This is a genomic window from Micrococcus luteus (assembly GCF_022664405.1).
Taxonomy (GTDB): Bacteria; Actinomycetota; Actinomycetes; order Actinomycetales; family Micrococcaceae; genus Micrococcus; species Micrococcus luteus.
The window spans coordinates 89,755-112,018 of record NZ_JAKRLB010000007.1 but is presented as its reverse complement, the minus strand read 5'-3'; the positions used below and the strand labels follow the sequence as shown (position 1 = coordinate 112,018).

The 22,264-nt window shown below is 74.5% G+C and carries 18 protein-coding genes, 3 tRNA genes and 1 rRNA gene; 14 read left to right on the top strand and 8 right to left on the bottom strand.

Translation table 11 applies throughout. The annotated features are described in order from the left end of the window. The first annotated feature begins 270 nt into the window (after positions 1 to 270). Positions 271 to 387 (top strand): 5S ribosomal RNA (rrf, locus tag MF605_RS05020). Positions 388 to 515: 128 nt separating this feature from the next. Here rrf and MF605_RS05015 read toward each other — a convergent pair. Continuing rightward, the gene (locus MF605_RS05015) at positions 516 to 944 is read right to left on the bottom strand and encodes a hypothetical protein (RefSeq protein WP_069941857.1); all 429 of its coding nucleotides are present in this window, start codon (positions 942 to 944) and stop codon (positions 516 to 518) included. Positions 945 to 1,075: 131 nt separating this feature from the next. Here MF605_RS05015 and MF605_RS05010 point away from each other — a divergent pair. Then, positions 1,076 to 1,152, top strand: a tRNA-Pro gene (locus MF605_RS05010). A gap of 65 nt (positions 1,153 to 1,217) precedes the next feature. Here the strand turns inward: MF605_RS05010 and MF605_RS05005 are convergent. The 5 genes from MF605_RS05005 to MF605_RS04985 form a co-directional block, all read right to left on the bottom strand. Next, a complete protein-coding gene (locus MF605_RS05005; protein ID WP_101965696.1) occupies positions 1,218 to 1,580 on the bottom strand; it encodes a GNAT family N-acetyltransferase in 363 nt (120 codons plus the stop codon). Positions 1,581 to 1,638: 58 nt separating this feature from the next. Beyond that, positions 1,639 to 2,136, bottom strand: coding sequence for a carboxymuconolactone decarboxylase family protein (locus tag MF605_RS05000; RefSeq protein WP_126860880.1), 498 nt, complete (start codon positions 2,134 to 2,136; stop codon positions 1,639 to 1,641). A gap of 93 nt (positions 2,137 to 2,229) precedes the next feature. Then, a complete protein-coding gene (locus MF605_RS04995; RefSeq protein ID WP_095695337.1) occupies positions 2,230 to 3,780 on the bottom strand; it encodes a DUF5129 domain-containing protein in 1,551 nt (516 codons plus the stop codon). A gap of 62 nt (positions 3,781 to 3,842) precedes the next feature. After that, on the bottom strand, positions 3,843 to 4,583 hold the full coding sequence (locus MF605_RS04990) for an NAD(P)-binding domain-containing protein (protein ID WP_134416256.1): 741 nt from the start codon (positions 4,581 to 4,583) through the stop codon (positions 3,843 to 3,845). After that, complete coding sequence (locus tag MF605_RS04985; protein WP_002855103.1) at positions 4,570 to 5,472, bottom strand: fumarylacetoacetate hydrolase family protein; 903 nt, start codon at positions 5,470 to 5,472, stop codon at positions 4,570 to 4,572. The genes MF605_RS04990 and MF605_RS04985 overlap by 14 nt, the downstream gene beginning before the upstream one ends. A gap of 65 nt (positions 5,473 to 5,537) precedes the next feature. Here MF605_RS04985 and MF605_RS04980 point away from each other — a divergent pair, with 65 nt between their 5' ends. From MF605_RS04980 to treZ, 4 genes are all read left to right on the top strand, one after another. Then, positions 5,538 to 6,581 (top strand): aldo/keto reductase, encoded by a 1,044-nt coding sequence (locus tag MF605_RS04980; protein WP_134416258.1) that lies wholly within the window; start codon positions 5,538 to 5,540, stop codon positions 6,579 to 6,581. 36 nt (positions 6,582 to 6,617) lie between these two features. After that, the gene (locus MF605_RS04975; protein WP_063190217.1) at positions 6,618 to 7,103 is read left to right on the top strand and encodes a hypothetical protein; all 486 of its coding nucleotides are present in this window, start codon (positions 6,618 to 6,620) and stop codon (positions 7,101 to 7,103) included. Positions 7,104 to 7,165: 62 nt separating this feature from the next. Then, the gene (treY, locus tag MF605_RS04970) at positions 7,166 to 9,646 is read left to right on the top strand and encodes a malto-oligosyltrehalose synthase (RefSeq protein WP_095695339.1); all 2,481 of its coding nucleotides are present in this window, start codon (positions 7,166 to 7,168) and stop codon (positions 9,644 to 9,646) included. Next, complete coding sequence (treZ, locus tag MF605_RS04965; RefSeq protein WP_134416260.1) at positions 9,643 to 11,634, top strand: malto-oligosyltrehalose trehalohydrolase; 1,992 nt, start codon at positions 9,643 to 9,645, stop codon at positions 11,632 to 11,634. The genes treY and treZ overlap by 4 nt, the downstream gene beginning before the upstream one ends. Positions 11,635 to 11,647: 13 nt before the next feature. On the opposite strand, the gene MF605_RS04960 is transcribed toward treZ, so the two are convergent. Then, the gene (locus MF605_RS04960; RefSeq protein ID WP_095695341.1) at positions 11,648 to 12,949 is read right to left on the bottom strand and encodes a DUF4032 domain-containing protein; all 1,302 of its coding nucleotides are present in this window, start codon (positions 12,947 to 12,949) and stop codon (positions 11,648 to 11,650) included. A gap of 107 nt (positions 12,950 to 13,056) precedes the next feature. On the opposite strand from MF605_RS04960, the gene MF605_RS04955 reads away from it, so the two are divergent. From MF605_RS04955 to MF605_RS04935, 5 genes are all read left to right on the top strand, one after another. After that, entirely contained in the window at positions 13,057 to 13,929 is an 873-nt protein-coding gene (locus MF605_RS04955) for a DsbA family protein (protein ID WP_134416262.1), read from the top strand. A 110-nt stretch (positions 13,930 to 14,039) separates the two neighbouring features. Then, positions 14,040 to 14,116, top strand: a tRNA-Thr gene (locus MF605_RS04950). A gap of 275 nt (positions 14,117 to 14,391) precedes the next feature. Further along, positions 14,392 to 15,843: a S8 family peptidase gene (locus tag MF605_RS12075; protein ID WP_242821243.1), complete on the top strand. Its 1,452-nt coding sequence runs from the start codon at positions 14,392 to 14,394 to the stop codon at positions 15,841 to 15,843. A gap of 199 nt (positions 15,844 to 16,042) precedes the next feature. Continuing rightward, positions 16,043 to 16,116, top strand: a tRNA-Val gene (locus tag MF605_RS04940). Positions 16,117 to 16,282: 166 nt separating this feature from the next. Beyond that, on the top strand, positions 16,283 to 18,205 hold the full coding sequence (locus MF605_RS04935) for a threonine/serine exporter family protein (RefSeq protein ID WP_078025821.1): 1,923 nt from the start codon (positions 16,283 to 16,285) through the stop codon (positions 18,203 to 18,205). Positions 18,206 to 18,218: 13 nt separating this feature from the next. Here MF605_RS04935 and MF605_RS04930 read toward each other — a convergent pair whose 3' ends face one another. Beyond that, positions 18,219 to 18,896: a uracil-DNA glycosylase gene (locus MF605_RS04930; protein ID WP_078025820.1), complete on the bottom strand. Its 678-nt coding sequence runs from the start codon at positions 18,894 to 18,896 to the stop codon at positions 18,219 to 18,221. A gap of 36 nt (positions 18,897 to 18,932) precedes the next feature. On the opposite strand from MF605_RS04930, the gene MF605_RS04925 reads away from it, so the two are divergent. The 3 genes from MF605_RS04925 (at position 18,933) to groL (ending at position 22,253) form a co-directional block, all read left to right on the top strand. Next, a complete protein-coding gene (locus MF605_RS04925; protein ID WP_205805498.1) occupies positions 18,933 to 19,277 on the top strand; it encodes a DUF3263 domain-containing protein in 345 nt (114 codons plus the stop codon). Positions 19,278 to 19,280: 3 nt separating this feature from the next. Continuing rightward, positions 19,281 to 20,303 carry a LytR C-terminal domain-containing protein gene (locus tag MF605_RS04920; RefSeq protein WP_078025819.1) on the top strand — a complete coding sequence of 341 codons (1,023 nt, stop codon included), beginning with the start codon at positions 19,281 to 19,283 and terminating at the stop codon, positions 20,301 to 20,303. Positions 20,304 to 20,621: 318 nt separating this feature from the next. After that, entirely contained in the window at positions 20,622 to 22,253 is a 1,632-nt protein-coding gene (gene groL / locus MF605_RS04915) for a chaperonin GroEL (protein WP_078025818.1), read from the top strand. Positions 22,254 to 22,264: the final 11 nt, after the last annotated feature.

Genomic DNA, 22,264 nt, shown 5'->3' with positions numbered 1-22,264 from the left:
GTTGATAGGCTGGATGTGGAAGCGAGGACTGAAGACTCGTGAAGCTGACCAGTACTAATAGGCCGATGACTTACACACACTCTTATCCTATTGCTTGCTTCAAGGTGATGGGTTGGTGTTCGCGTCCGCTGTGCGGTTGTCTGATTGCAACCGGCTGTCTGCTTGTTGGTGGGTGGTTGGGGTGTTTTGAGTTGAATAGTGTCACTGTTGTGTGACCCGTAGGTTTCCCTGCTGTTGCCCGTGTTGAGGGTGGTGGTGTGGGGTTAGGGTTACGGCGGTCATAGCGTGGGGGAAACGCCCGGTTCCATTCCGAACCCGGAAGCTAAGGCCCACAGCGCCGATGGTACTGCAGCCGGGAGGTTGTGGGAGAGTAGGTCGCCGCCGGACATTCTTTGAGGGAGGGCCTCGCACCGTTGGGTGCGAGGCCCTTCCCGCATTCCCGGGAGGATTCACCGGGCGGCCCCGTGCGATCTGCACGGGGCTTTCAGCGTTCCCGGGTGCCTCCCCCTCGGCGCTCAGAGCTCCTCGCCGGCACGCAGCCGTGCCGTGAGCGCGCGGGTGAGTCGGCGGCGCAGCCGGCCGTGCTCCGTGCTCTGCTCCCGAAGGCGCGCGTGCACGGCGTCGGCATGGGCGGGCTTCTCCGAGTCGGGGAGAGCGAGGAAGTCGCGCAGCAGCGGCTCCAAGCGCCCGGTGAGGGCGAGCACGAGCTCCTGCGTCTCCACGGGCCGTGTGCGCTGCAGGCGAGTCCAGGCCGGCCCGTACTCGGCGGCGTGCTCGACCATCTCCCACGCGAGGGCCCAGCTGTCCGGGCGCAGTCGGTGCCGCTCCGCGCGCAACAGCCGTCGCAGGGCGGCCACGGCCTCCTCGAGCTCGGCAGCGGCCGGGGCGCCGTCGTCGTCGGGGGAGGGGCTCGCGGAGGAACGCAGGAACGGCCACCAGCTCATGCCGGCCTCTCTCGGATTCGTCGGGTGCGCAGAGGTCTCACGCGTGCGATTCTGCCCCGCATCTCGGTTTGGCGGCACCCGGTGTGGCTGGTATAGTCGCTCTCTGTTGGATTCAGGTCTGAGACCTCCAACGGGGTGTGGCGCAGCTTGGTAGCGCGCGTCGTTCGGGACGACGAGGCCGCAGGTTCAAATCCTGTCACCCCGACCAGAAAGAGCCCCCGCCGGATCGGCGGGGGCTTTTCTCGTCTCCGGGTGCTCACCGGGCGCGGGGCGTCAGTCCTGGCGGGACTCCAGGAACTGCATATGCTCGGGGCGCGCCGGGTCCACTTCGCCGGCCACGTCGTCGTGTTCGTCCACCCAGTCCTTCACGTACGGGCACACGGGGACGATCCGGCGGCCCGCGGCCACGGTGTCCTTCAGCGCCTCGCGCACGAGCGTCGAGGCCAGGCCCCGGCCCTCGTACTGGTGGTCGACCTTGGTGTGCGGGAAGATCCGCTGGGCCGGGCCGTCGGCGGTGTCGTCGTCGATCGCCACCGTGAAGCCGGCCACCGTGCCCGCGTCGTCGACGACGATCTCGTACCTCTCCGCGTTCTTGCGGACCTGCGGGTGCTCCAGGCTGGGGGTCTGCTCGGTCATGGTCGGTCCTCTCGTTCCTGGGTGGACCCCGCCGCCGGGCCGGCGACGGGGAAGGGGGTCAGTCGTCCCGGCGCCGCACGGGGTGATGGGACAGGATCGAGATGCGGTTCGTCAGGTTCATCACGATCGCGACCCACTGCACGGCCGCGTACTGGGCGTCCGTGAGCACGGCGGCCGTGGAGGCCTGCACGTAGTTCAGCTGCTCCTGCTCGGGGAGGTCCGTGACCGCCTCGGCGAGCTCGAGCGCGGCGCGTTCCTGCTCCGAGTACACAGCCCCAGCCTCACGCCATGCCGACAGCAGCCCCAGGCGCTGCACGCTCAGACCGGCGTCGGCGCCCTGGCGGGTGTGCCGGTCCAGGCAGAACCCGCAGCCGTTGAGCTGGGAGACCCGGAGGTTCACGAGCTCCACGAGCTGCCGGTCCAGCCCGGCCTGCTCGGCGGCGCCGCGAGCGGCCGAGGCCAGCGGCCCGACCGCGTGCCACGCCTCGGGCACGGCCTTGTCGAGGAAGAACGCGAGGGGGTCCTGGCGGGGTGCGGGGGTGTCAGCGGCGGTCATGGTCCTTCAATGTCTCGCAGAACGGTGCGGTGGGCCAGGGGCCGGGTGCCGGGCCTCGGACGAGCTTCCGGCTCAGATCCGGCCCCGATCGCCTCAGAATCGGCCGGACGAGCCCGCCCCGGAGAACGAGCCGCCCGAGGATCCGTAGCCGGTCCCGGAGGAGCTGGACTGCGCCTGGCGATGGTCCTGGACGGACCGCTCGCCGGCCTGGTGGCCCGTGGTGAAGGCCACCACCGTCCAGTAGGCATCCGCCGGCAGTGCGGAGTCCAGGATCGAGCCGCGCGCGGACCGGGCCGGGCCACGGTGCGAGCGCAGCTCGTCGCGCAGCAGCTCACGCTCGGCCTCGTCCTTGCCGAACGCCGCCACCTCGGCGTCGGCGAGGGCGGAGACGAGCCCGGTCAGGCGACGCCGCAGCGCGTCCAGCTCGTCCAACGCCGCGGCCGGGGTCAGGCGGTCGTCCTGCAGGTCCGCACCCAGCGCCTCGAGCCGGTCCTGGGCCTCGGCGCGGAAGGACTCCAGCGCCGCGACGGCGGACCGGACGGCTCCGGCGGAGCCGACGGAGGAGGCCAGCGTGCCGACGGCGTCCAGGTCGGCCCGCAGCGGGGCGGTCTGCTGGTCCCACGCCGACGGCCACCCCGCGTGGCGGTTGAGGAAGGTGTTCGCCGCGGCCACGGCGTCGTCGAGGCGGTCGAGCTCACGGGCGCGGTCCCGGACGTCCTCCGCGGCCCGGGCGTGCTCTGTGCGATGCAGGCTGCGCTCCGGCAGGGCCTCGAGGCGGTCCAGTTCCGCCGACGCATCGAGCGCCTGGCGCCGGAAGTTGCGGAAGCGCTCCATCAGCGCGGCCGCGTGGGGCGAGTCCTCGGGCACCGTGGACGCGTTCACCTCGGTGGTGTCCATCTCCAGGGTGACGGGGGTCAGGTGGGTGCGGGCCTCGGCCAGCAGGTCGGCCGTCCGGCGGCGGCGACGCCGTCGGCTCGCGAGTGCCGCGGCCGCGGCGCCACCGCCCGCCACACCGACGATCCCCGCGCCGAACCACAGCTCGGGAGCCTGCCACCAGGGGCGCCCGATCAGCTCTGCGGCGGCGTCCGTCACCTCCACGACCGTGTCCGTCCACCGGGCCGCACGGGCCGCCTCGTGTCCGGCCTCGCGCACCTCCCGCAGCCGGTCCGTGCTGAGCATCCGGTCCTCGCCCACGTACACCCCGATCAACCGGTTGTCCGGGTCGAGCGCCACGATCACGAGGCCGTCGGCCCATTTCTGGCCGTCCGCGCTGAGCCAGTCCGGGTGCTCCGCGCGAGCCCGCTCGAGCACCCGCCCGTTGAACGCCTGAGACGCGCGGTCGTCGTCCAGTGCGGACAGGTCCGGGCCGCGCTCGGTGACCACGGCGACGCGGGTCGGCTCCCGGAACTCGATCCCCGCCAGGTCACGGCGCAGCTGGGCGAGGTCGATCACGCCCGCGTCATCCACGAGCTCCACCTGGTCCCAGGCCACGGCGTGGGCCTGCGGCGCGGCGGCGCCCGTGACCCCCGCCGTGACCGGCAGGGCGACGACGGTGGCGGACGCCGCCGGTCCGGTGAGGGCGGCGGCGGACAGGGCGACCGCGGTGAGCGTGCGGCGGGCGGTGCGGTGCGTCGGACGGGTCACGGGGGCCTCCTGGGAGGGTCGGCGGTCCCGCCCAGCGTAGGCACCGCGGCCGGTGGCGCGCCTCAGCCGGTGGGCGCGTCGGCGAGCAGCGCGGCGAGCCGGCCGGCGTCGTGCGCGGTGCCGAATCCCGCCGCCCCCGGCTCGAGGACCCCGGCCCGGTCGAGGCCCGTGTAGGGGACCGCGTCGAAGCCCATCGCGGTGACGAGGGCGACCACCGTGTCGCGCGCGGCGGCGACCGCGGCCGGCTCGGGCGCCGCGTCAGTCCGCTCGGTGCCCACCGCGAGGGCGCGACGCGGGGCCGTGGCGCGCCCGGCGTCCTCCAGGTCGTGGTGCGAGATCTCCGAGAACGCGCGCACGATGGGCACGCGCAGCCCCGCGGCGGCCCAGCGCGCGGCGATCCGGGCTGTGCCCGGCGACCCGTCGTCGTCGAGCCACGCCGGGACCGGCTCGTCCCCCCACGTGTTCGTCAGGTCCACCACGGCGCGCGTGGCCGGCCCGGCGAGGGCGAGCGGGTCGACGTCGTCGAGCGCCTCGCGCGGCACGGCCACGACGACGAGCTCCGCCTCCGCCGCCAGGTCCTCGGCCGACACGGCGACGGCCTCGGGCGCGTAGATCGTCAGGTGGCGCTGGACCGCCGCGGGGCGCCGCGTGCCCGCGACCATCACCCGCGGGGCGGCCGTGCCCGGGGAGAGGCGGGGGATGCGCGCGATCGCCCGTGCCAGCGCGGTGCCCGCCCGCCCCGCACCGAGGATGCCGACGACGCGGGGCAGGGCGTCCGCCGGCGCCGCCTCAGACGAGTTCATTGCGCTGGCGTCCCAGCCCGGTGATCTCCACCTCGACGACGTCGTCCGGACGCAGCCACGGGCGGCGGCCCTCGGCGTCACGGCGGGCCAGGGCGACCCCCGCGGGCGTGCCGGTCAGGATCAGGTCGCCCGGGTTCAGGGTGATCAGCTGCGAGGCGTAGGAGACCAGCTCGGCGGGGGAGAAGACGACGTCGGCGACCCGGTCCTCCTGACGCAGCTCGCCGTTGACGTGCGTGAGGACGCGCGCGTCCGCCGGGAACTCGTCCGGGGTGACCAGCCACGGACCCACGGGCGTCGAGGCCTCCCACACCTTGCCCTGCAGCCACTCGGAGGTGCGGCCCTGGAAGCCGCGCATGGAGATGTCGTTGGCCACCGCGTAGCCCGCGATGTGCTCCGGGGCGTCCTCGACGGCGATGCGTCGGCCCGGCTCCCCGACCACGATGCACAGCTCGCCCTCGTAGTCGACCCGGTGGTCCTCCTCGGGGACCTCGATCGGGTCCAGTGCACCCGTGAGGGACTGCGGGAACTTCGCGAACAGCGTCGGATGCTCAGGGCGCTCCAGGCCCGTCTCGTCGATGTGGTTCGTGTAGTTCAGGCCCACGCAGAACACCTTGGTGGGGAAGGGCACGAGCGTGTCGTAGACGAGGCCGGAGGTGTCCAGCAGGAGGGACCGGTCGGCCTGCGCCGCGCGGAGGGCGCCCTCCACCATCTCCCGCTGCTCCTCCGGCGTGGCGGTGAGGTACTCGCCCACGTCGCGACAGTCCGGCAGGGCGACGGCGCGCACGGCGACCTCGGGGTCCTCGGGGTGCACGGAGGTGATGACCGCGGCGAACGTGGCGCCGGGGTAGGCGGCGTCGGAGTCGGGCTGGCGGAACGTGGCGAGCTTCATGGACCCATCCCATCACAGGGCGGCGGGTCCGGACCCGGGGCGGGCGGACGTGAGACGGTGAGGCCATGAGCACAGCCCCCACGCATCCGCCGCTCGACCCCGACCCGACCCCGGCCACCCCGATCGTCCTCGGGACCATGGCCTGGGGGTCCGTTCCCCCGCCGCCCCCGGGCGCCGATCCGGGGGCGGGGCCGGAGGGGCCCGCGGGCGAAGCGCAGGCCGAGGCGGCCGTGGAGCGTGCCCGCCGCGCCCTGCGCGCCGGGATCGAGGCCGGCGTCGATCTGCTGGACACCGCGGACATCTACGGGGCCGGCCGCTCCGAGGAGACCGTCGGCCGGCTGCTGCACGAGCTGCCCTATGAGGAGCGCTCCGCCCTGAAGGTGCAGACCAAGTGCGGGATCGTCCTGCACGAGACGGACCCGGCCGGGCGGCGCCTGACCCGCTACGACTCCTCGCCCGAGCACGTGCGCGCCTCGCTGGAGGGCTCGCTGGCCCGCCTCGGCGAGCAGCGCGTAGACACCCTGATCATCCACCGGCCCGACGTCCTCACGCCCGTGGCCGACACCGTGCGCGCCTTCCTCGACGCGCGAGAGGCGGGCCTGGTCGGCAAGCTGGGCGTCTCCAACCTCGGCGTGGGCCGCGTCCTCGAGTTCCAGCGCGAGCTCGAGAGCCAGGCGGCGGACGGGACCGGGCTGGCGTGCGTCCAGGTCGAGCTCGGCCTGCACCACCGCACCCTCGTGGAGGCGGTCGTGCTCGCCAACCACCCGGACGCCCCCGCGGACGCCGACGCCGGGCGCCTCGGCCCGGTGTGCGCCGCCGAGGGGATCGAGCTGCAGGCCTGGGGGCCGCTGGGCCAGGGCCGGTTCAGCTCCGGCGACGACGGCGCGGCCGGCGTCGTCGGCGAGGTCGCAGCGGAGCTGGGCGTCAGTCGGGAGGCCGTGGTGCTCGCGTGGCTGCTGCGCCTGCCGTGGGGCGTGCGGCCCGTGATCGGCACCCAGGACCCGGAGCGCGTCGCCGCGTGCGCCGAGGCGGCCGCCGCGGCCGAGGCGATGGACTCCGCGCAGTGGCACCGCCTGTGGACCGCGGTGCGCGGTGCCGGCCTGCCCTGAGCGGCCCGCGGACGTGAGGGATGTCACACTGGGGGCATGACCTTCGCGCCCGTCAACCTCTTCACCCCCTGGCTCGCCTACTGGGCGGCCGCCCTCGCGCTCGTCGTCGGCGGCATCCTGCTGGCCGCCGGGATCTGGCGCGAGCGCCGGCACCGGCGGCACGCTGACGAGCACGGACGCAACACCGAGGTGGACGTCCTGGACAACACCCGGCTGCAGCGCCGGGTGGGGGCCGTGATGCTGGCGGTCGCGGCCGTGCTGGCCAGCGTGGGTGTGGGGACGCACCTGGCGGGGCTGGACACGCTGCGTCAGAACCTGACGGCCAAGTACGGCTACACCTCGATCGAGCGCATCCGCCAGTCCGGCACGGGGTTCATCATCGACCTCACCCAGCCGGACGGGACCGTCCTGCGGGACGAGATGGTCCTGGTCGACCCCTCGGGCGAGCCCTTCGTCGGCGAGGACATCTTCCACAACCCGCCGGAGAAGTACGAGGACCTGCCGCTGCGTCCGGCCCCGTGACCGCGTCCGCCGCCGTCCGTCGGGCCTGATGCCGCGTCGGGGGCCTCTGTTAGCGTCGCCGCGTGAGCACCTCGACCGTCCGTTCCGCCCCCGCGTCCACCTACCGGCTCCAGGTCAGCCCGGATCTGCCGCTGGAGTCCGTGGCCGGGCTCGTGCCCTATCTGCGGCGCCTGGGCGTGGACTGGCTCTACCTCTCGCCGCTGCTCGAGGCCGAGCCCGGCTCCGACCACGGATACGACGTCGTGGACCCCACGCGGCTGGACGCCGCCCGCGGCGGGGCCGAGGGACTGGACATGGTCGCGCGCGCCGCGCACGAGGCGGGCATGGGCGTGCTCGTGGACATCGTGCCGAACCACGTGGGCGTGGCCACGCCCCCGGCCAATCCGGCGTGGTGGGACGTGCTCACCCACGGTCCCGAGGCGGCGCATGCGGCGTGGTTCGACGTGGACTGGGCGGCCGGCGGCGGCTCCCTGCTCATCCCCGTGTTGGGGGACGGCCCTGACGGGGACGCGGACGCGGAACTGGATCGTCTCGTCGTCGACGCCGAGGGCGGCCGTCTGCGCTACTGGGACAACGTCTACCCCCTCGCCCCCGGATCGCTCGAGGCCGCCGAGGCGGAGACCGGGCTGCGCGCCGCGGAGGTCTTCGCGGCGGCGGACCCGGCGAAGGAGCCGACCGCGGTGCAGGCCCGCCTGGCCCGCGCCGTGCACGACCGCCAGCACTACCGGCTGGTCGGCTGGCGCCGCGGCGACGCCGAGCTGAACTACCGCCGCTTCTTCACCGTCACCACGCTCGCGGGCGTCCGGGTGGAGGAGCCCGAGGTCTTCGACGTCGTCCATGCCGAACCCGCCCGCTGGGTCCGCGAAGGGCTCGTGGACGGGCTGCGCGTGGACCACCCGGACGGCCTGGCGGACCCGGCCGGCTACGCGCGGCGCCTGCGCTCCCACGTCCTGCCGGAGGGCTACCTCGTGGTGGAGAAGATCCTCGAGCCCGGTGAGGCGCTGCCCGCGGACTGGCCCGTGGACGGGACCACCGGCTACGACGCGCTCGGCGAGGTCGAACGCGTCTTCATGCATCCCGAGGCCGCGGGCGATGCGGCCGAGGACGCGCGCCGTCGTCGGGAGTGGGGCGAGGCCGTGGTGCGGGCCAAGCACGACGTGGCCACCGGCTCCCTCGCGGCCGAGACCGCCCGGCTGGCCCGGGAGGTCCGCACCGTGCACGCCCTCGGCGCCCACCCGGACGAGGACGTGGCCGCCGCGTTCGCCGCCGTGCTCGCCCGCCTGCCCGTGTACCGCACCTACCTGCCCGTGGGCCTGGCCGTGCTCGAGGGTGCGCTGGCGGACGCGGCCGCGGCGGAGCCGGGCCTCGCCGACGTGCTCGGTGACCTGCGGCCCGAGCTGACCGACCCGGACTCGCCCGTGGCCCGCCGGTTCCAGCAGACCTCCGGCATGGTGATGGCCAAGGGCGTCGAGGACCGGTCCTTCTACCGGTACACGCGGTGGGCCAATCTGAACGAGGTCGGCGGAGACCCCTCCCACGTCGCCCTGTCCCTGGCCGACTTCCATGCCGCCCAGCAGGCGCGCCAGGCCGCCTGGCCGACGGCCATGACCACCCTGAGCACCCACGACACCAAGCGCGGCGAGGACGTGCGCGCCCGCATCGCCGTGCTCGCCGAGGAGCCCGACCGCTGGGCCGCCGAGCTCGCCGAGCTGAGGCGCCTCCACCCGCTCGGCCACCCCGACGCCGAGCGGCTGCTCTGGGAGTCCATCGTGGGCGTCTGGCCCACGGACGGCACCGCACCGGAGGAGGAGCGGATCCTCGGCTTCCTGCAGAAGGCCTCCCGCGAGGCGGCCCTGGCCACCACCTGGACGGACCAGGACCCCGAGTTCGAGGCCCGGCTCGCCGCGCTCGCCGCCGCCGTCACCTCCCCCGAGGGGCCTGCCCGGGGCGTGCTGCAGGCCGTCGCGGACCGCATCGCCGAGCCCGGCCTGGTGGTCCAGCTCGGCCACAAGCTCGTCCAGCTCGCCGCCCCCGGCGTCCCCGACGTCTACCAGGGCACGGAGGTGCCCTTCCCCACCCTCGTGGACCCGGACAACCGCCGCCCCGTGGACTTCGCGGCCCGGGCCGACCTGCTGGACCGCCTCGACGCCGGCCACACGCCCGGCCTCGACGACCCCGCCGCCGCCAAGCTGGCCGTCGTCGCGGCGGTGCTGCGCACCCGCCGCGACCGGCCCGAGCTGTTCACCGGCCACCGCCCGCTCGACGTCTCCGGGCCCGCCGCCGAGCACGCGATCGCGTTCGACCGGGGCGGGGCGCTCGCCGTGGCCACCCGCTGGCCCGTCCGCCTCGCGGCCGCCGGTGGCTGGGGCGAGACCGTCGTGACCGTGCCGGCCGGGCGGTGGGAGGACGCCGTCACCGGCCACCCCGTCCACCCGGACGCGCGCGGCGCCGTGCGCCTCGACGAACTGCTCAGCACCCTGCCCGTCGCGCTGCTCGTCCCGGCGCACGCCCCGTCCGACCGCCGAGAGAGGACTGCCCCGTGACCGAGCCCCGCCCGGCCGACGCCCCCGCCCCGGGCCTGCACCCGATCGGCTCCGACCCCGTGGACCCCGCCGCGGCCGAGCGGGCCGCCGTCGACGCCGCGCGCGCCGTCCCCTACGCCGTGTGGGCGCCGCACGCCGAGAGCGTCGACCTCGTCCTCGTCGACACCGAGCCCGGCGCCCTGCACGACGCCGAGGACCGCTGGCCCGTCGCCGCCGTCGTGGCCATGGCCCCCGCTGCCGGAGGCTGGTGGACGCCCACGGAGGACCCGCTGGCCGCCCTCGGCCTCGACGCCGCCCAGCCGCCGGCCGACCCCGGCTACGGCTACCGCGTGGACGGGGCGGACCCCGTGCCGGACCCCCGCTCCCGCCGCCAGCCCGACACGGTCCACGGGCCCTCCCGCCGCGACGTCGCCGGCCGCGTCTTCGCGTGGCCGGACGAGGGCTGGGCCGGGCCGCCCGGGGTGGAGTCCGATCCGGCCGCGCCCCAGGGCGGCGGCCTGCGCGGCGCCGTCCTCTACGAGCTGCACGTGGGGACCTTCACGGCGGAGGGGACCCTCGACGCCGCCATCGCCCGCCTGCCGCACCTGAGGGACCTCGGGGTCACCCACGTCGAGCTGCTGCCCGTGAACTCCTTCTCCGGCCCTCGGAACTGGGGCTACGACGGGGTGGCGTGGTTCGCCGTCGACGAGTCCTACGGCGGCCCCGCCGCCTACCGCCGCTTCGTGGCCGCCGCCCACGCCGCCGGCCTCGGCGTGGTCCAGGACGTCGTGCACAACCACCTGGGCCCCTCCGGCAACTACCTGCAGGTGTTCGGGCCGTATCTGGGTCAGGGCGGCACCGGCTGGGGCGACGGCCTGAACCTGGACGGCGCCGACTCGGACGAGGTGCGCCGGCTCGTCCTGGACAACGTCCGCTTCTGGCTCGAGGAGATGCGCGTGGACGGGCTGCGCCTCGACGCGGTGCACGCCCTGCGGGACACCCGCGCCGTGCACCTGCTCGAGGAGATGGCCGCGCTCGCGGACGGGATCGCGGCCCGTGCCGGCCGACCCGTGCCCCTCCTGGCCGAGTCCGACCTCAACGACCCGCGTCTGGTGCTGCCCCGCGAGGCCGGCGGGCTCGGCCTCGCCGCGGCCTGGAACGACGACGTCCACCACGCCCTGCACGTGGCCGCGACGGGGGAGACCCACGGCTACTACGCGGACTTCGCCCCGCTGGAGGCGGTGGCCAAGGTCATGGAGCGCACCTACTTCCACGACGGCACCCGATCCACCTTCCGCGGCCGCGACCACGGGCGCCCCGTGCCGGACGCCCTCCCCAACCATGCGTGGGTGGCCAGCATCCAGAACCATGACCAGGTGGGCAACCGCGCCGGCGGCGACCGCACCGCGGCCGCCCTGTCCGAGGGCGCGCTCGCGGCCGAGGCCGCCCTGCTGCTGACCGGCCCGCACGTGCCGATGCTCTTCATGGGGGAGGAGTTCGCGGCCTCGACGCCGTGGCCGTTCTTCACCTCGTTCCGCGAGCCCGAGCTCGGGGACGCCGTCCGGCAGGGACGTCGCCGCGAGTTCGCCGCCCACGGCTGGGACCCGGCCGACGTCCCCGACCCGCAGGACTCCGCCACGCGGGACGCGGCGGTGCTGGACTGGGCGGAGGCCGCGGGCGGCGCGGACGGCCACGGTCGGGGAGCGCGCGTGCTCGCCGCCTACCGCACCCTGATCGGCCTGCGCCGCACGCTGCCCCAGCTCACCGACCCCCGCCGCGACCGCGTCCGGGCCGAGGTGGACGCGGCCCGGCGCCACGTGCGCCTCACCCGCGCCGGCGCGGACGCCGACGTCATCCTGCTCGTCGCCCTCGGCGCGGACCCGCTGCCCGTGCCCGCGGGCCTGACGCGGGCCGAGCTGCTCACCGGCCACGGCGACGACGGCCCCCTCGGCCCCGGCACGGTGCCGGCGGCGGTCCCGGCCCCCGGCTTCCTGCTCCTGCGCCGCTGAGCTGCGGCCGGCGTCAGTCCGCGTCCGCGGGCGGGACGGCGCGCAGCATGGTGGTCGTGGGGTGCAGCGCCACCGCGTCCTCGTCGCGGCGGGCCCGCAGAACCGTGTCCACGTAGGAGTCCACCACCTCCTGCAGGGGCACGGCCTGGCCGCGGGCCTCGGAGAGGTACCAGCGGTGCTCGAGGAGCTGGTGCATCACCTCGGCGGGCTCGAGCTTGGCCCGCAGCTCGAGGGGCACCGAGCGGACCACGGGGTCGAACACCTCCACCACCCAGCGGTGCGCCGCGCCCTCGATGTCCATGTAGGGGTCCCACTCCCGGCGGGCGGCCTCGATGTCCACGAGCAGCCGCCGGGCCTGGTTCTCCTGGACCTCGAGTCCCGTGAGGCGGGTCAGCCGACGGCGGTGGTAGCCCGCATGGACCTCGATGGGTCGGGCGATCATCATCCCGGGGGCGTCGGCGGCGCGCAGCGAGTACTCGGCCAGCTCGAAGCCGAGCTCCTGCAGGCGGCGGACGCGGCGGTCCAGGCGCCACGGCTCGGCGCGGGGGAACAGCAGGGGCCCGGTCAGCTCGTCCCACAGCCGGCGGTAGGAGGCCACGAGCAGGTCCGGCGTGGTGACGGGGTCCACCTCCGGGTCCAGCAGCCCGCTGGCCTGCAGGTCCAGCAGCTCGCCGCCCACGTTCACGGCGGCCACGTCCAGGTCGTGCTCGCGCTGCCCGGTGGACAGGCGCTGCCGGAGCTCGCCGGTCTCGGCGTCCACCAGGTGGGCGGCGAACCCGCCCGCGTCGCGCCGGAACAGGACGTTGGACAGGGAGACGTCACCCCAGAAGAACCCCTCGAGGTGCAGCTCCACGAGCAGGGTCGCCAGCGCGTCCATGAGCCGCACGAGGGTGCGGCGCTCGAGGCGCTCCGAGAACACGGCGCGGTACGGCAGGGAGAAGCGCAGGTGCCGGGTGACGAGGGCGGCGGGCAGCGGCGTGCCGTCGTCGTGGGTGCGCCCGGTGACCACGGCCACCGGCACCACCGACGGCGCGGGGCCCCGCTCGAGCCGGCGCAGCAGCCGGTACTCGTGGAACGCGAGCTCCTCCGTGGTCTCCTTCACCGCCACGATGCCCCCGCCCATGCGGGCGAAGCGCACCACGTGACGGGAGATGCCCCGCGGCAGAGCCGCCAGCACCTCACGCGGCCACGTCTCGAGGGGGAGCGCCCAGGGCAGGGCGAGCAGCGACGTCGCCGGGTCCTCGGAGGCGTCCCCCGAGGGGGCCCCCGTGATGGTCAGTCGATCGACGGGGGAGGGGGTCTCGACGGTGTCCATGGTCACGATCCTTCCAGACAGGGCCGCTATGCTCGCCTGGCGCGGCGCGCCCGCTGCCCGCCGGCTCCGGTGCTCGACCCGGACCGACTGCCCCACGAGGAGGACCCTTGGCCCGGAACACGTCAGGCTCGCACACCTCGGCGAAGGACGCCCGTGCGCGTGCCCGCCAGATCCAGGAGGAGCAGCGCAGGAAGGACCGCCGCCGCCGCACCGGCGTCATCTGGGGCTCGGTCCTCGCGGCGGTGCTCGTGATCGGCCTCGTCGTCGCGTTCGTGCTCAACCGCAACGGCGACGACGCCGCGGCCGCCGGCCCCATCCCCGCCGTGACGAACGAGCAGGGCGGCATCGAGTTGACCTCGGCCACGGGCCTGGCGGAGGGCGCGGGAGAACGCGAGGTCGACCCCTCGAGGATCGAGGTGCCGAAGCAGTCCGCGAGCTCCCAGCCCGAGACCCTGCCGGACACCGAGGCCCGGGTGGACGGCGAGCCGACGCGGATCGTGCTCTACGCGGACTTCAACTGCGTGCACTGCGCGGACTTCGAGACCTCCAACGCGGACCAGATCGAGCAGTGGCTCGAACAGGGCGAGGCCACGGTCGAGTACCGGATGGTGGACTACCTGAGCGCCCCGAACAACCAGAACTACTCGGCCCGCGCCGCCAACGCCGCGTACTGCGTGGCGGACCAGAAGCCCGAGGCCTACAACGGCTTCGTGGCCGCCCTGTTCGCCACCTACGACGAGCACCAGGGCAAGGGCCTGGACAACGCGGCGATCACGCAGCTCGCGCAGGAGCACGGCGCGGACATCGCCTCCTGCGTCGAGGACGGCACGTTCCGCTCCGCGGTCGAGCACACCACCCGCCAGGCGCGCGTCGCCGGCGTGGCCGGCACCCCCACCGTGTTCGTGGACGGGAAGAACTGGGCGCTCGACGGCGAGGACAAGACCTTCATCGAATGGGCGGGCGCCAAGATCGCCGGCTGACCCGGCGCCGAGGTCCGCGGGGCGTCCCCACGCGGGGACGCCCCGCGTCGTCCGCCCGGGCCTTGTACGCTGGGAGGGTCGGCCGCGGCGCCCCCGGGCGCCGGCCGCAGGCCTCCTTAGCTCAGCTGGCCAGAGCAGCTGCCTTGTAAACAGCAGGTCGCCGGTTCGAATCCGGCAGGGGGCTCCACCCCACCGCGGGCCCGACGGCGCCGCGCACCTCCGCCGGGAGGGCGCGGCGCCGTCGTCGTGTCCGGCGCGGGCCGACGCTGGGGTGCCGCTGTGCGCGCCCCGACCATCCGCCCGGCTTGGCTGGCGGATCCGCCAGAGATGCCTCGACCATCCGCCAGACTTCGGCCCGCGGCCTCGTCGTGACGGAATCGTGACCTTACCGTGATCCCAGTCACCCCGGCCCGAGCCCCTCGGGCACCCGCATCCGGTGGCCCAGAACTCCGAGGAGATCCCGTGCAGTCCTCCCCACCCCGCAGCACCCGCCGCCGCATCGGCGCCCTCGTGGCCGGCGCCGTCCTCGCCGGCGGGACCCTGACCTCGTCCCCCGCGCTCGCGGCCCCCTCCGGCGACGCCCCCGCCGCACCGGCAGCCACCCCGACCGCCGCCTCGCCCCTGGCGGCGGCGCAGGTCGAGGACCCGAACGCCGACGGCTACGACTCCTTCATCGTCACCTACAAGGAGACCGCCGCCACCGCCCACGCGAAGGGCCGAGCCAACGCCTGGGGCAAGGCCGCGAAGGAGGCCGGCGTCTCCGTGAAGGAGCTGCGTGAGACCGCGCTCGGCTCCCGCGTGATCAAGGCGGACCGCAAGCTGGACCAGGCCGAGTCCGCGAAGTTCATGGCCGACCTGAAGGCCTCCGGGGCGGTCGAGGCCGTGGAGCCGGACGCCATCCTCACCGCCACCGGCCTGAGTCCCGTGGACGCCCTCTACTCGCAGCAGTGGGGCTTCACCGGCACCCACGGCATGCGGGTCCCCGGTGCGTGGGACCGCACGACGGGCTCCGGTGCGACCGTGGCCGTCATCGACACCGGCATCACCTCCCACCCGGACCTCGACCGCAACGTCGTGCCCGGCTACGACTTCATCTCCGACGGCAGGGCGGCGCGCGACGGCGGGGGCCGCGACTCCAACCCGCGCGACGAGGGCGACTGGTACGCCGCTGGCGAGTGCGGCACCGCCGGTGCCTCCGACTCCTCGTGGCACGGCACCCACGTGGCGGGCACCGTCGCGGCCGTGGCCGACTCCCAGGGTGTCGTCGGCGTGGCCCCGAACGCGAAGATCCAGCCCATCCGCGTGCTCGGCAAGTGCGGCGGTTCGCTGTCCGACATCGCCGACGCGGTCGTGTGGGCCGCCGGCGGCACCGTGGCGGGCGTGCCGGCCAACCCGAACCCGGCGGACGTCATCAACATGTCCCTCGGCGGCTCCGGCACGTGCGGCACCACCTACCAGAACGCGATCAACGCGGCCGTCTCCCGCGGCGTGCCCGTCGTCGTGGCGGCGGGCAACGAGAACCAGCCCGCCGCCAACGTGCGCCCGGCCAACTGCCGGAACACCATCGTGGTGGCCGCCTCCACCTCGCAGGGCGCCCGCGCCTCGTTCTCGAACTACGGCTCCGCCGTGGACGTGACCGCCCCGGGCGCGAACATCATCTCGACCGTGAACAACGGCGCCACCACCCCGACGACGGCCGGCCACGCCGCCTACAACGGCACCTCGATGGCCACCCCGCACGTCGCGGGCCTGGCCGCCCTGCTGCTGGCCGAGCGGCCGAGCCTCACCCCGGCCCAGGTCGAGTCCACCCTCAGGTCCACGGCCCGCTCCATGCCGGTGACCTGCTCCGCGGGCTGCGGCGCCGGCCTGGCGGACGCCGCCAGGGCGGTCTCCTCCCTCGGTGGCAGCTCCTGACCGGAGCCCGCCCGGGCGCCGGGACCTCGTTGGTCGCCCAGGGCGGTTTCGAGCCCGGCGCCACGCTGACCGACGCCTGACGTGCTCGTCGGCTCTCGATGGCCGCTCCGCCGTGCGCGGGGTGGCCGTCGCCCGGGTGGACAGGCGGCGCCGCCTGAGGTATCGTTTTTCGAGTTGTCACCCCCATGGGGCGACGCCTGGATCTTTAGCTCAGTTGGTTAGAGCGTTCGCTTCACACGCGAGAGGTCGCTGGTTCGAGTCCAGTAAGATCCACCGCAGCAGGGCCCTCCTCCGGGAGGGCCCTTTCGCGTCCCCGGGCCGCGGTGCCGACGGCCCCGGCGGGGGAGGTGCCGGCGTGGTTGGATGGACGCGTCGGCGGGGCTCGGCCCACCGCCGTGGCGCGTCCAGCGCCCGCACACGGAAGGAGAGGGTGAGCCGCATGGAGCAGGAGGGCACCCAGGAGCCGGCGCGGTTCGACCCCCTCATCGCGGAGCCCCCGGCCGTCCCCACGCTCATCCCCGTGCTGCGCCCGGCCGGTGCCGAGGACGCCGCCGCTGTCGGCGACCTCGCGCTCGACCCGGAGGACCCCGGCCTGCTCGACCTCGACCCGGCGGAGTCGGCCCACCCGGCCGCGGTCGCCGTCGAGCCGACGGAGCCGCTGCCGCCCGTGGTCCGCCCCGCCGCCGCCGATCCGGCCCCGGCGCCGGCGCCGGAGCCGGAGCCGGAGGAATCGGCCGAGCCGGACGCGGAGACGCTGCCGGAGCCGGCCGCGGACGCGCCCCTGACCGAGCCGCCGCTGTCCGAGCAGGTGCCCACCTCCGTCCTGGCCCCCGCGGAGGCCGACGGCGCCCTGCCCGCCCCGGACGTGATCCCCGCGCCGGACATCACCGTCCCGGACCCGGTGGTCCCCGTGGGCCCGCCCGAGAAGCGCGGGCGTCGGCGCGGCCGGCGCTCCCGCGAGGTCTTCGTCGAGAACCTGCCGACGCAGGCGCTCGTGCTGGCCGACCGCCTGCACTCCTCGCCGTACGGGCGCCGCATGCGCTCCACGCTGCAGCAGCGCCGCGCGGAGGCGCAGGCCCTCGAGGCCCGCACCACCCTGGACTTCGCCCTCAAGCTGGGTGAGACCATGTTCAGCTTCGGCGCGGCCTCGCTGGACGTGGAGACCTCGATCATCGTGGCCACACAGGCCTACGGGATCCTCGAGACCGAGGTGGACCTGACCAACCAGTCCATCTCCCTGAACTACGCGCCCGACTCCTCACGCGGCGAGGCACCGTTCACCCTCCAGCGGGTGGTCCGCTCGTCCTCGGTGAACTTCGAGGGGCTCGTGGCCGTCCACCGGCTGGTCGAGGAGATCGCCGCGGGCGAGGTGGACCGGGCCGAGGCCCAGCGCCGGCTCGTGGAGATCCGGCATCAGCCCAAGCCGTTCCCCGCCGTCTTCGAGGTCCTCTTCTCCGGCGTGTTCGTGGCCTGCTTCGTGCCGTTCATCGGGGGGACCTGGACGGGTGCGGCCCTGGGCATGGTCTCCACCTGGCTGGTCTTCTGGCTCAAGATCCAGGCGGACAAGGCGCGCTTCCCGGAGATCTTCTCCACCATGTTCGGGGCGATCACGGCCACGGTGATCGCGCTGATGGCCCACGCCCTCGACCTGCCGGTCAACCCGGCGCTGGTGATCGCCGGCGGCATCATGATGCTCCTGCCCACGGCGAGGTTCGTCACCGCGGTGCAGGACGCCATCCACGGCTTCCCGGTGACCGCGGCGGGCCGCTTCCTCTCCGCGCTGCTCGTGTTCGCCGGCGTGATGGCCGGGATCATGATCGCCGTGGGCATCGGGGATCTCGTGGGATTCGAACAGCTGGACCTGGCCGAGGCGGGGACGCTGAGCTATCCGCCGCTGCTGCTGCTGGGCCTCGTGGTGGCCGCGGGCATGGCGGACGCGGTGGTGGAGCAGTCGCGGTGGCCGCAGATCCTGGCCTGCGGTCTCGTGTCCGGGGCCGGCTTCGGCGCGTACCTGGCCGCGCAGCAGGTCGGGGTCAGCGACCGGCTGGTGCCCGCGGTCGCCGCGGCGGCGGTCGGGTTCCTCGGCCGCCTGGTGGCCCAGCGGCTCGCGGCCCCGGCGCTCGTGATCGTCCTGCCGTCCATGCTGTTCCTGCTTCCCGGCCTCACCATGTTCCGGTCCGTCTACGGGTTCACCGTGGAGACCGGGGCCACGCTGCTGGGCGTCGAGGGACTGTTCAACGCCGCGGTCATCGTCGTGGCGATCGCGGCCGGCGTCGCCTTCGGCAACACCCTGGCCAAGCCGATCACCGACCGGATGGGCACGCTGCTGCCCACCGAACTCGTGATGCACCAGCGCGGCTGACCGGCGGCCCGGCTCAGTCGGGCAGGCGCCAGTCCACCGGGGCCGCGCCGGCCGCCTCGAGGAGCCGGTTCACCCGGCTGAAGGGCCGGGAGCCGAAGAACCCGCGGTGGGCGCTCAGGGGAGAGGGATGCGGGGACTCCACGACGCCGGCCCCCGCCGCCGTCAGCAGCGGCGCCATGCGCCGCGCGTCGGCTCCCCACAGCAGCCCCACGAGCGGGGTGCCGCGCGCGCAGAGAGCTCGCACCGCGGCCTCCGTGATCTGCTCCCAGCCGAGGCCGCGGTGGCTGCCGGGTGCGCCGGCCCGCACGCTGAGGGCGCGGTTCAGCAGCAGCACGCCCTGGTCCGTCCACGCGGAGAGGTCGCCGTGGGCGGGCGGGGTGATGCCGAGGTCGTCGTGCAGCTCCCGGTGGATGTTGGCCAGGGAGCGGGGCAGCGGCCTCACGTGGCGGTCCACCGCGAAGCTCAGGCCGATCGGATGGCCCGGCGTCGGGTAGGGGTCCTGGCCCAGCACGAGGACGCGGACGTCCGCGAACGACTGGCGGAACGCCCGCAGGATGTGCTCCGGTGCGGGCAGCACCTGCTCTCCGCCCGCCCGGCGGGCCCGCAGCCGCTCGCCGACCTGCTCGAACGCGGCGGCCTGCGGGGCGAGGGCCGCCTCCCAGCCCGGATCCAGGGGCGCGATGAACTCCATGCCCCGAGGGTAGACCGGGTGGGTACAGTGGCCGCCATGTCCCACCCCACGCCCGTCTCGCCCGATCCGGCCCCGGACGAGGGTGCCCGCGCGCGGGCGCGGCGGGACGAGCTGACGGACCTGGAGCGTGCGGTCCTGGACCTGGAGGCCGCCACCTGGCGGTACGGCGGGGCCAAGGACCACGCCGTCCGTGAGCGTCTGGGGCTGTCTCCGACCGCCTATTATCAGGTGTTGAACGGATTGCTGGACCGTGAGGCCGCCCTGGCCTACCGACCCCTGCTGGTCACGCGGCTGCTGCGCAAGCGCGGCACCCGCAGCCGGGCCCGGAGGGGGCCCGCGGATCCGGCGCCGTCCACGCCCGCTTCCCGCCAGGAGAACTGACCCATGGCCTACCAGCCCGACCGCTTCGACGAGGTCCCCGAGTACACGGACCAGCGCGGCGCGCACCGCGAGTCCTTCGCCGTCGCCGGCGCGACCGCCACGGGCGGGGGTCGCCGCCTGAGCCCGCTGCTCTGGGTGGCCGGCCTCGTCCTGCTCGCCGGCCTGTTCGTGGGCGTCGTCCTGCCGTGGCTCACCGGCGACCGCTCCGAGCCCGTCGCCGCCGAGAGCTCGACGACGGCCCCGGCTGCCGCGCCGTCGACGTCGGCGTCGTCCGTGTCCTCCTCGGCGTCCTCCGCGTCGGCGTCGACTGCGTCCGCGACCGAGTCCGCCACCCCGTCCGAGGACGCGGTGGAGGCGTCCCGTTCCGCGGCCGCGGCCGAGTCCTCGCGGGCGGCGCAGGAGGCGGCTGCCGCCGAGGCCGCCGAGTCGTCCCAGGCTGCCGCGTCGTCCCGGGCCGCCGCGGAGGCACAGGCGGCGGAGGCCTCGCGTTCCGAAGCCGCCGCGCAGTCCGCCGAGGCGTCCCGTGCCGCCGCCGAGGCACAGGCGGCGGAGGCCTCGCGTTCCGAGGCCGCCGCGCAGTCCGCAGAGGCGTCCCGGTCGGCGGCGGCCGTCCAGGCGGCGGAGTCCTCGCGCGCCGCCGCGTCCCGTTCGGCCGCCGCGGCGGAGGCCTCGCGCTCGCAGTCCGCGGCCGCGTCGAGCTCTCGTGCGGCCGCGCAGTCTGCGGCCGCGTCGAGCTCTCGTGCAGCCGCGCAGTCCGCGGCCGTGCGCGGCACCCACGTCACCGTGTACAACGCGACCCGCACCCAGGGCCTCGCCGCCTCCTACGCGCAGCGGCTCACGGGCGCCGGCTACACCTCGGTGGACGCGAAGAACTGGAGCGGCTACGGCATCCAGTCCTCCACCGTCCTGTACAACGGCTCGGCCAACAAGGCCGCCGCCGAGGCGGTCGGCAAGGAGCTCGGCTTCCCGGTCATGCAGACCCCGAACCTGCAGGTGAACGGTATCGCGGTGGTCGTCACCAGCTGATCCGCCCGTCGTGCGGCCGTGCCGGCCGCGCACCCTTTCCGGCCCCCGGCGGGGCGCCTTCCGAGGCGTTCTGCCGGGGGCCGTCCGCCGTCCGCGGAAGGGCGGGCCCCGCACTGCGGACCCTTTGCACTCTCCCGGTGCGAGTGCTCATAATGGGGTTAGCACTCCGAAGGCGCGACTGCCAGCCGTACCCCGGTCGGTCCGGCGCCGTGGAGGAGGACCTGTCCACCGGTGAGGCCCCCAGGGGCCGTCCGTCGCGGGCATCGGCGCGGGTCAGCCACCAGAAGTAGGAAGCCGACGTCCAGAAAGGACCTGCACATGGCCAAGACCATCGCATTCGACGAAGAGGCCCGCCGCGGCCTGGAGAAGGGCCTGAACACCCTGGCCGACGCCGTGAAGGTGACCCTCGGCCCCCGCGGCCGCAACGTGGTGCTGGAGAAGAAGTGGGGCGCCCCCACCATCACCAACGACGGCGTCTCCATCGCCAAGGAGATCGAGCTCGAGGACCCGTACGAGAAGATCGGCGCGGAGCTCGTCAAGGAGGTCGCCAAGAAGACCGACGACGTCGCCGGCGACGGCACCACCACCGCCACCGTGCTGGCCCAGGCGCTGGTCCGCGAGGGCCTGCGCAACGTGGCCGCGGGCGCCGACCCGCTGTCCCTGAAGCGCGGCATCGAGAAGGCCGTGGAGGCCGTCACCTCTGAGCTGCTCTCCGCCTCCCGCGAGATCGAGACCAAGGACCAGATCGCGGCCACCGCCTCGATCTCCGCCGCGGACAAGCAGATCGGCTCCCTCATCGCCGAGGCCCTGGACAAGGTCGGCAAGGAGGGCGTCATCACCGTCGAGGAGTCCAACACCTTCGGCCTCGAGCTCGAGCTCACCGAGGGCATGCGCTTCGACAAGGGCTACATCTCCGGTTACTTCGTGACCGACGCGGACCGCCAGGAGGCCGTCCTCGAGGATCCCTACATCCTCATCGTCAACTCGAAGATCTCCTCCGTGAAGGACATGGTGGCGATCCTCGAGAAGGTCATGCAGTCGGGCAAGCCGCTGCTGATCATCGCCGAGGACGTCGAGGGCGAGGCCCTGGCCACCCTCGTGGTCAACAAGATCCGCGGCACCTTCAAGTCCGTGGCCGTGAAGGCCCCGGGCTTCGGTGACCGCCGCAAGGCCATGCTCGCCGACATCGCCATCCTCACCGGCGGCCAGGTCATCTCCTCCGAGGTGGGCCTGTCCCTGGAGAACGCCACCCTCGACCTGCTGGGCTCCGCCCGCAAGGTGGTCATCACCAAGGACGAGACCACCATCGTGGAGGGTGGCGGCGACGCCGAGCAGATCGCCGGCCGCGTGGCCCAGATCCGCTCCGAGATCGAGAACACCGACTCGGACTACGATCGCGAGAAGCTGCAGGAGCGCCTCGCCAAGCTGGCCGGCGGCGTGGCCGTCATCAAGGCCGGCGCGGCCACCGAGGTGGAGCTCAAGGAGCGTAAGCACCGCATCGAGGACGCCGTGCGCAACGCCAAGGCCGCGGTGGAGGAGGGCATCGTCGCCGGCGGCGGCGTGGCCCTGATCCAGGCCGGCGCCAAGGCGTTCGGCGGCCTGCAGCTCGAGGGCGACGAGGCCACCGGCGCGAACATCGTGAAGGTCGCCATCGAGGCCCCGCTGAAGCAGATCGCCTTCAACGCGGGCCTGGAGCCCGGCGTCGTGGCGGACAAGGTCAAGACCCTCGACGACGGTCACGGCCTGAACGCCGCCACCGGCGAGTACGAGGACCTGCTGGCCGCCGGCATCAACGACCCGGTGAAGGTGACCCGCTCGGCCCTGCAGAACGCCGCGTCCATCGCGGGCCTGTTCCTGACCACCGAGGCCGTCGTCGCGGACAAGCCCGAGAAGGCCGCCGCCGGCGCCGAGGGCATGGACCCGATGGGCGGCATGGGCGGCATGATGTGATCAGCCGCTGA